At 65.6% G+C, this 6,377-nt stretch carries 5 protein-coding genes; all 5 read right to left on the bottom strand.

The features are described 5' to 3' along the window. Positions 1–464: 464 nt before the first annotated feature. The 5 genes from ACNSN7_RS08650 to ACNSN7_RS08630 all read right to left on the bottom strand — a co-directional run bounded on the left by ACNSN7_RS08650 (position 465) and on the right by ACNSN7_RS08630 (position 6,332). A complete protein-coding gene (locus ACNSN7_RS08650; RefSeq protein WP_418281879.1) occupies positions 465–1,472 on the bottom strand; it encodes a metal ABC transporter permease in 1,008 nt (335 codons plus the stop codon). Then, the gene (locus ACNSN7_RS08645; protein WP_418281878.1) at positions 1,469–2,212 is read right to left on the bottom strand and encodes a metal ABC transporter ATP-binding protein; all 744 of its coding nucleotides are present in this window, start codon (positions 2,210–2,212) and stop codon (positions 1,469–1,471) included. The genes ACNSN7_RS08650 and ACNSN7_RS08645 overlap by 4 nt, the downstream gene beginning before the upstream one ends. Before the next feature lie 37 nt (positions 2,213–2,249). Further along, complete coding sequence (locus ACNSN7_RS08640; RefSeq protein ID WP_418281877.1) at positions 2,250–3,329, bottom strand: metal ABC transporter substrate-binding protein; 1,080 nt, start codon at positions 3,327–3,329, stop codon at positions 2,250–2,252. A 205-nt stretch (positions 3,330–3,534) separates the two neighbouring features. After that, positions 3,535–4,398: a phosphatase PAP2 family protein gene (locus tag ACNSN7_RS08635; protein ID WP_418281876.1), complete on the bottom strand. Its 864-nt coding sequence runs from the start codon at positions 4,396–4,398 to the stop codon at positions 3,535–3,537. Continuing rightward, complete coding sequence (locus ACNSN7_RS08630) at positions 4,395–6,332, bottom strand: ABC transporter substrate-binding protein (RefSeq protein WP_418281875.1); 1,938 nt, start codon at positions 6,330–6,332, stop codon at positions 4,395–4,397. Before ACNSN7_RS08630 ends, ACNSN7_RS08635 begins: the two co-directional genes overlap by 4 nt. Between the last annotated feature and the right edge of the window lie 45 nt (positions 6,333–6,377).

Genomic DNA, 6,377 nt, shown 5'->3' with positions numbered 1-6,377 from the left:
GTGCTGTGCGGGGTGGGACTCAAAGGGGCAGCCGTGATCCCCGCGAACGGAGTGAGCGGGGGCTCGGGAGACGGAGTCTCCCGGTGGGGCGAAGCCCGCCGCAGCAAGCAGCGTGGCGCGACGCGCCACGGGCAGCCGGCGGCAGAGCCGCCGGCGACACCGCAGCGAGCGACGCGAGCGAGGCGCGCAGCAAGGCGCGCGAGTCGTCGCGGCTGGGGCTTTGCAGGTGTTCACCGCCGACCCGAGCGAGACCGCTTATAAACACCCGCCAGCAACACCCCAGTTCCACGTATAAACACCCGCGCCACCGATCTGCGTCACGTACTCCCGCTATCGATCACGAAGTAGTCTTCAGTGATCGGCTGTTCCATACCATATCGTGTCTGAGGGATGGAGTTGCAACGGAGCCGGACAGCCGGATCCGAACGGAGCGTTCGGTCGATCCGACGACGACGTGGCGGCAGTCACTCCGACGGCGACTCGTCCGTGACCGGCTCGCGCTCCGCGGCGACCAACTCCTCCTCGACGGTCTCGCGGCTCGCTTTGAGCTTGCCGAGCAGGACGGCGACGATGTAGACGGCGACGGCGACTAAAACGATCGTCCCGCCGGCGGTCGCCTCGTAGTGGTACGAGAGCGTGATCCCGACGAGCACGGCGATCTCCGCGAGGACGACGGACGCGAGCAGCGCCTCGCGGAAGCCGCGAGCGAGTTGGGCCGCACCGGCGACCGGCACCACGAGCATCGCCGCGACGAGGATGACGCCCATGATCTGCATCGCACCGACGACGACCATCGCGGTGAGCATCACCGTGATCCGGTTGTACCAGCGGACGTTGAGTCCGGCGACCCGTGCGGCGGTCTCGTCGAACGTCACGTACAGCAGCTGTTTGTACGTCACGCCGACGACGGCGGCGATCACGGAGAACAGCCCGATCAGGAGGATCGCGTTCTGGTTCGTGACCGTCGAGAGGTTCCCGAAGAGGTACTGGTTGACGCCGACGGCGAGTCCGCCGGCGTTGATGCTTATCAGGACGGCCCCGAGCGCGAACCCGGTCGACAACACGATCGCCATCGAGACGTCGTTGTACGCGTCGGTCGTCTCGGAGATCAGCTCGATGGCCAGCGCCGCGATCACGGCGACGACGACCGCCGTGAGGTACGGCGAGACGCCGGTGCCGAGAACGGCGTTGACGAACAGGCCGACAGCGACGCCCGCGAACGCGGTGTGTGCGAGCGCGTCGCCGATCAGCGCGAGCTGTCGATGAACGAGGAACGTCCCGATGAGGGGTGCCATCACCGCGATCAGGATGCCGACGAGAAACGCCCGGTGCATGAACCCGTACTGGAGCATGCCGATACCGAACGTTTCGGCGACGACGTACATGAGGTCGCTCCAGCGGTCGAGCAGCCACAGCATCGCGTCGTAGGGAGCACGGAGCAGTCCGGACACGAGGAGCACGGCGAGGCTCATGCTATCGGCCCCGAGTCGCCACGGTGGATCGCCGTCCCGAACGCCCGATCGAGCGCGTCGCTCTCGGCGAACTCGCCCGGCGGGCCGTCGAAGTACAGTTCGCGGTTCAGACAGACGACGCGGTCGGTGTGTTCGATCACGGCACCGATGTCGTGTTCGACGAGCAGGACCGTCATCCCGTCCGCGTTGAGTTCCCCGAGCAGATCGAAGAACGCGTCGACCGACTCGGCGTCGACGCCGACCGTCGGCTCGTCGAGCACGAGCAGGTCGGCCTCGCCGGCGAGCGCCCGCGCGATGTACGCCCGCTGTCGCTGTCCCCCGGAGAGCTTCGTGATACGCCTGTCGGCGAGGTGTTCGATCCCCACCCGGCGAAGCGCCGTGCGTGTCAGCTCTCTGTCCGTCTCGCCGACCCGACCGAAGCCGGTGTGCGGGAACCGCCCCATGAGCACGACCTCCGCGACCGTGATCGGCATCTCCTTCGTGTTCTCGGTGACGTCCTGTGCGACGTACCCGACGCGTTCCCGATCGACGAACGCGCGAGCGGGATGACCGAACAGTCGAACGTCGCCGACGTCCGGGGTATGAAGACCCAGAATCAACCGGAGCAGCGTGCTCTTTCCCGAGCCGTTCGGTCCGACGATGCCGACGTACTCGCCGGCGTCGACCGACAGCGAGACGTGCTCGACGACGGGAGTCGCAGTGTAGCCGAAAGAGACGTCGTCGATTTCTATGAGTGACATGAGATGACGGGAGGTGTTCGATCGGTCGTTCGGCCCACTATTCGAAGTTCCGCCATTCCTCGTCGAACGCCGTCTCTGGTTCCGCGGCATCGAGCACGATCTCGAACGTCTTCATGTTGATCTCGCGAGCGATCTCGAAGTAGCCCCAGCCGCGGTCCACCCACTCTTCGGTGGTCCCGGCGTACGGCGTCACGGGATAGTACGCCTCCACGTCCGTTTCGTCTCGAAGCTGTCTGGCGGGTCGTCGGGACTCGAACACCGCCGCACCGATGTGCCGGATGTCGTTGTCCGCGATCGTGTCCTCGGCGCGCCGCATATCCGCCGGCCGGACGTCGTTCTCCGCGGCGAGGTTCATGACGAGCGGCTGGATCGTCGCGCCGTATCGCTGACCGATATACTCGAAGGCGTTGTGCGCAGCGAGGAACACGACGTCACGGTCGGCCGCCTCGAAGATCGCTTCCCACTCGGCGTCGAGCTCGGCGAGTTCGGCGTTCACCGCGTCGGCGTTGTCCGCGAACGCCGCCTCGTGATCGGGAGCGATCGCCGTGAGCCCCTCGGCGATGTTGTCGACCGACTCCTGTGCCCGCAGCGGGTCCAGCCAGAAGTGGGGATCCTTCCCGGAGTCGACCTCCTCATCGTCCTCGACGGTGTCCGCGAGGTCGATCAGGTCGATTCCCTCCCGAGCGTTGATCACGTTCGTGTCCGCGCCGTCGTCACGAACCGTCCGGATCGCGCGATCCGCCCACGGTTGGAAGTCGGGGCCGACGGTGATGAACGCGTCAGCGTCGATGATGTCGCGCGTGATCGACGGGTCCGGATCCCAGCCGTGTCCGTGCAGTCCGGTCGGAACCAGGTTCTCGACGCGGACCGGCGTTCCCTCCGCGATCTGACGCGCGAAATCGTAGAACGTGAAAAAGGAGGCGACTGCGACGGGAGCGTCCTCGTCGTCCGATCCCTCGTCTCCGACAGTCGCCCCGGACTCGTCACCGGCGACGTCGCTCGACTGACCGCCGGTACAGCCGGCCAACCCCGCGATAAGCGCACCGGAACCCGCAAGAGCGGCACGTCGAGAGACGTGTGGTTCGCGCCGAACGGTGGCATCGTGATCGCTTCTCATTGCACGCTCATTGTTCCGGCGAACATATATGAGTTACGTACCTAAAGTATAGATTAGACTAGTCTAATCCAACCGTCGGCCAACGGCGCACGCCGCAAAGCGTGCCCGTGTACGCGTCGAGCGAGCCGATCGGCTCCGAACGAAGGATCGCCAGCAGGGATCGCGATGGCGGGGTCGATCCCACGAGAGGCGTCGGTCCGTCCCCTCAGTCCGCGGCGGAGGCGGGGTCGTCGGCGTCGACGTCGCTCCCGTTCGTGTCGGCGTCGTTGTCGTCGACTGATTCGACGAACCGATAGGAGAGATACACGCAGACGGACGCGAGTCCGATCCCGGCGATCACGTCGACGAGCCAGTGGATACCGAGATACATCGTCGCCGTGGTTATCGAGATCGCAAGCGGGATGGCGATGACGGGCCAGCCGGGGTACTCCCGACGGGTGAGTACGGCGAACAGCGCGACCGTGACCGACAGCGAAGTGTGCAGCGAGGGAAAGACGTTCGTGCTCTCGTTGACCTCGGTCGTGAGAGCCTGATACTCCGGATTGAAGGTGTACAGGAGCGACGTCACGACGTCGGGCATCACGTTTCTGGGACCGTGAGCTAAGATCAGCGTGTAGAAGACGAGTCCGATCGCGTAGTTGAGCGCGTACGCCGAGAGCAGCCGTTTCAGCGTCGTCGTCTCCGACAGCGCGGCGTACGCGATGAACGGAAACACGAGCAGGAACACGTATCCGTACACGTACACCCACGAGAAGTACATCGTCAGCTCCGGCGTGACGAACGTCGCCTGAACCCACGCGACGAAGCCACCTTCGAGCGCGTATATCGTCCCGGTCATCCGCAGTCCGACGAGCTCCGACAACGTCTGTAACGCACCTCGTCCGACCGCACTCGCGATCAACACCGCGATCAGCGCGGCGATCTGCAGCCGTGCCTCCCGGAGCCGCGGCACGAAGTCGTGCCCCAGTTCGTACAGTCGGCGCGGTCCGATGATCGCCATCCCGGCGACGAAACACATCGACCCGACCCACAACACGAGCTGGAGGGCGACCGAAACGACGGGGTTCATTGATCCCTCGCGAGGAGTTCACCCGCTTCGTTGAAACGATACCCGGCGGCGCGGAGCGCGTCACGGGCGGCCGCGACGTCAAGCTCACCGTTCTCGCCGTAGAACGGATACACCGGATCGGCTTCCGTGTCCCCGTCGAATCGGAGCGACTCCGGAACCCATTCGGACGATGCCGCGAGCGGTGAGGTCGCCGGTGTGGCGTACCCGTCAAACGCGTCGTCAACGAGCGTTGGCTTGTCGATCAGCGACGCGAGTATCCCTCTGAATCTGGGGTTCGAGAGGGGTGCACGCCGGTTGTTGTAGCCGACGTGGTAGAACGCGGCCGACCGAGTACTGACGAGTCTGGCGTCGGCCTCGCGCCCGATGCGTGGGACGGAATCGGGACCGAGGTTCGACGCCGTGGCGTCGGCACGACCGTCGCCGACCGACTGAACGGCGGCGATGTCCGACGGAGCGACCTCGAGGACCAAGCGGTCGAACGAGGGCTTACCGACGTACTCGTCGGGAATCCCGTCGGTGTAGTCGCTCTCGGGATCGGATTCCGCGTCACCGGTGTCGGAGTCGGATCCGTCCCCGTCGTCCTGCAGGGAGCCGTCCCCGTCGTCCTGCAGGGAATCGTCCCCGTCGTCGATCGCGAGGTCGTCCGTATCCGCTTCCGGGCCGATCCGGTGGAGGAAGTGGTCCGGGTTCCGTTCGAGCGTGAGTTCCGCTTCCGGCGTCGCCTCGACGAACCGGAGCGGACCGCTGCCGACCGGCTCCTCGTTGTTCCAGACGAGCGCCTCAGTCGCCCCCTCGTCGATCTCGATCCCGGCGATGGCGACGGTGTCGGTCAGCTCGCTCCAGACGTGTTCCGGGAGGATCGGCACCTGCATCGCGCGTTCACCGACCGTCCGGTTGACGGTTCCGACAGTGAGATCGATCGTGGACTCGTCGATGACCGACGTCTCCGCGACGATCGAACTTCTCCCCCGGTACTTGGGAGTCGGGATCGGCGTTTCGGCGTTCCCCATCGACGTGTCAGTGAGGAACGTGTACGTGAACGCGACGTCGGAGGCCGTCAGCGGTTCCCCGTCGTGCCACGTCGTATCGCGGAGCGTCACGCGGATCGTGTCCGGATCGATCCACTCCCACTCGCGGGCGAGCCACGGGATCGGCTCCTCGTCGTTGGGAAGAACGAGGGCGTCGTACAGCAGGGACGTGAACGTTCCATGACGACGGTACTCGGCCGCGATCGGGTTCCAGTTCTCCGTGATCCGGGTGTCCGTCGTCATGAGCCGAAGGGTCGTCGGTTCCTCCCCCTCGCCGTCCGCATCCGATGCGCCGACGTGCTCCAACTGAAGCAGTCCACGAGCGGACGTCGGCTGGGCCGATCCCCACCCGACGAACTCCCCGTCCCCGATCGCCGTGAGCGCATCCGGAAACGCGATCACGGAGAACGGCTGCTGGTCACAGATCGCCTCCTGGAGTTCGTCGACGACCGTGGGTCGGCGGTCGTCGGACGCGATACGCTGTTCGTCCAACAGATCGTCGACCGCGAGCTCCGTGAATCCAAACGGGTTCTGCCAGCCGGTTTCGGCCGTAAACGACGAGTGCGTGAGCGCGTACAGCGCGTCAGGGTCGAACGGCTTCGCTTCGGGAAACTGCCCGACGTAGACGTCGAAATCGTGGTTGAGCAGTACGGACCGCCGAAGATCCGCCGCCGTCATCGTGTTCACCCGGGCGTCCACGCCGACTGCGGTGAGGTTCTCCGAGAGGTGTCGCGCGATGCGGACGGCGTTCGGATCGTCGTCCGCGGGGGTCGTGTTGATCTCTAAAACGAGCTGTGATGACCCGTCTCGCCCGGCGATGTTGCGGACGCGACCGACGCAGCCGGCGCTCGCGACTGCAGCTCCCGTGGCGGCGAGAACGGATCGGCGGCTCGTCGGCCGGTTCATTCGTTCGTACAGTTCGTCACCGAGCGTATAACAGTCCTGTGGTCG

Origin of the sequence: Halorubrum rarum, assembly GCF_048380895.1 — an archaeon.
GTDB lineage: Archaea > Halobacteriota > Halobacteria > Halobacteriales > Haloferacaceae > Halorubrum.
This window is presented reverse-complemented; position numbering and strand designations above follow the sequence as displayed.

Coding starts and splice junctions, on each gene's coding strand:
- ACNSN7_RS08635 (WP_418281876.1), bottom strand. CDS start 4,398: ATGAACCCCGTCGTTTCGGTCGCCCTCCAGCTCGTGTTGTGGGTCGGG.
- ACNSN7_RS08630 (WP_418281875.1), bottom strand. CDS start 6,332: ATGAACCGGCCGACGAGCCGCCGATCCGTTCTCGCCGCCACGGGAGCT.
- ACNSN7_RS08645 (WP_418281878.1), bottom strand. CDS start 2,212: ATGTCACTCATAGAAATCGACGACGTCTCTTTCGGCTACACTGCGACT.
- ACNSN7_RS08640 (WP_418281877.1), bottom strand. CDS start 3,329: ATGAGAAGCGATCACGATGCCACCGTTCGGCGCGAACCACACGTCTCT.
- ACNSN7_RS08650 (WP_418281879.1), bottom strand. CDS start 1,472: ATGAGCCTCGCCGTGCTCCTCGTGTCCGGACTGCTCCGTGCTCCCTAC.